The sequence below is a fragment of the Rhodopirellula sp. UBA1907 genome, from assembly GCF_002337565.1.
Taxonomy (GTDB): Bacteria; Planctomycetota; Planctomycetia; order Pirellulales; family Pirellulaceae; genus Rhodopirellula; species Rhodopirellula europaea.
In genome coordinates this window covers 1-2,042 of sequence record NZ_DDGH01000009.1, presented here as the reverse complement: position 1 = coordinate 2,042, position 2,042 = coordinate 1, and the positions used below count along the sequence as shown (strand labels likewise).

The 2,042-nt window shown below is 57.7% G+C and carries 3 protein-coding genes; all 3 read right to left on the bottom strand.

The features are described from left to right. Positions 1-185: 185 nt before the first annotated feature. Entirely contained in the window at positions 186-650 is a 465-nt protein-coding gene (locus tag B2R17_RS02935) for a dual specificity protein phosphatase family protein (protein WP_286762776.1), read from the bottom strand. Positions 651-854: 204 nt separating this feature from the next. Next, complete coding sequence (locus B2R17_RS02930) at positions 855-1,376, bottom strand: macro domain-containing protein (protein WP_286762775.1); 522 nt, start codon at positions 1,374-1,376, stop codon at positions 855-857. A 69-nt stretch (positions 1,377-1,445) separates the two neighbouring features. After that, positions 1,446-2,042 (bottom strand): macro domain-containing protein (locus B2R17_RS02925; protein ID WP_349676980.1); only part of this gene is annotated, 597 nt, incomplete at its 5' end.

The window sequence follows — 2,042 nt, the reverse complement described above, 5'->3', positions numbered from 1 at the left end:
CCTTCCCCACACAAGGGACTCCTTGCCTCGTCCACTACCAAATGCTGCCCTGAATCAATCGACATCCCTAGAACGAACGGGGGTCATCGCTCGTCTTCAAATCAAGTGCCTTGCTTTGTGGCGGATGGTGCCCGTGTTTGGCTTGGAAGGAATGCTGGAACTGAGGTTGGCGTTGGAGTCGAGGCTCACTGAAGTTTCTCCAGGACCGATCTTTGGTCTCGGTTCAGATCGACTCCTGGTCGGACGGATTGCACCATCGCGATTGCATCTGCCGCGGTTTGTGCTTTTCCCGATACGAGTAGTGCCGCTGATGCGACAAGGCCTGTTCGGCCGTGGCCCTGGGCACAGTGGATCAAAACCGGCTTGGGCATGTTGTTGATCTGCATCGCCAATTCTTGAAGGTTGTCTGCCGTCGCGCCAGTGCCGTCCAGCATCGGGTAGCAGAGGTACGATTGAATCTTCCAGCGTTCATTGGGTTCCGTGAATTCGCAGGTCAAGTCGACCACCGATGCGATGTTGTCTGGCAGCTCATGGCCAAGGAGTCGTCTTGAAAGGACGAGGTCGTCGCCAAGCGGATTCAGTTTGGGCTCCCGCGACAGCAGTCGCACCAAATGCCACACTGCGGCAACGTACAGCACGTACGGCAACACAAGCAGTGTTCCAAGCTTGGAACGCTTGCCATCAAAACGCTTGCCAAAACGCCGGGCGCTGAGAACACGTACGCTGCCGAAACGACTCCGAACGAGAACGCAGGATAAAAGAGCAGCCAAGCCCACGGGCCGCCGCGAGCGGCGGCAGTCGCCATGGCCAACGCCAACAACAGAAAAAGGAAGCCGTACTTCATGCGGTTGCCTTCACACCCGAGCCCGAGCCACTGAGATGGCTTCGAATAATTCGGATCGGTGCTCTTCTGAGCGGACGACGATTGTCAGTGAAAGCCCGGTGAACCTGGGGACACTCGCCAGCGGTGCCACGGCAGTTCCGAAATCGGCGATAGACATGGGGCCGTATCCGGTGGCCAGTGTCGGCGTCGAGATCGTTTTTGCTCCGGCCTGGATGGCAAGGTCCAGTGCGGTGACGACGGTCTGGCGGACTAGATCAACGGCCGAATCGTAGAACGGGTCGATCGCAACCGCATGCAGGATGCAATTGAATGGCAGGTTCCCCGAACTGCTTCGGACGACGGTTCCAGCCGGCACCGCAGAAATGCCTTCGCTCTTCAGGTGGGCGTGCAATTCTTCTTGAATCGTCGGACCAGCCGCCGAAAGGATCGCTCCATTGACGCCACCCGAAAGATTCAACCACGGGTTCGCGGTAGAGATCAAGGCATCGGCGGCAACTGCCAATACGTCGCCGACTTGAATGTTGATCTGCATTGGAACGCTGCAATAGTGGGCTGCTTGTGATACCGGAGGGCTTGCGCGGCAGGACGCGAGTTCTGGATTTTACGCGGATTGGCTGGGTGGGACCGGACGGCTTGCGCCGTTTCGCTTCCATTCGTCTTTTTGAAATTTAACGATGACGATTCGCCCTCCGAAGCGAACGGTCGCGAGTTCATCTTTCATCATATCAAGAACGGTTTCCGCCGATCCGCCACCGGTGCCAGCACCAATCAGTGGCAACGCGATCGAGTTGAACTGCTTCTCCTCCGCCAACGCGAGTGCGTTGCGACAGGATTGCCGAATTGACCATTCGCTTGATCGCCACCACAGGCTGATGCCGGCCACATGGATGATGGCTTTGAATGGCAGATCGCCCGCACTGGTTAGGACAGCGCCGCCAAGCGGAATTGCCCCGTGCTTGGCTAGTTCGCGAAAAGGAGCGTGACCGCCACGCCGCTTGATCGCTCCCGAGACTCCCTGCGGAAGAAGCAGCCACCACGGGATGATGTTTCGATTCCAGGCGTTGACGATTGCATCGACGTCTTGATCGAGAAGGTCGCCCTTTGTGATTTCGATTTTGCCCAAGAGTGAGTCGCCTCGAAAAATGGATGGCGCCGCTCGCGTGCAAATCGCCTGTCGCGAAAAAACGGGAGGAGGTGG

Excerpts from the sequence above, each read along its gene's own strand:
- B2R17_RS02930 (WP_286762775.1), bottom strand. The coding sequence starts at position 1,376 with ATGCAGATCAACATTCAAGTCGGCGACGTATTGGCAGTTGCCGCCGAT.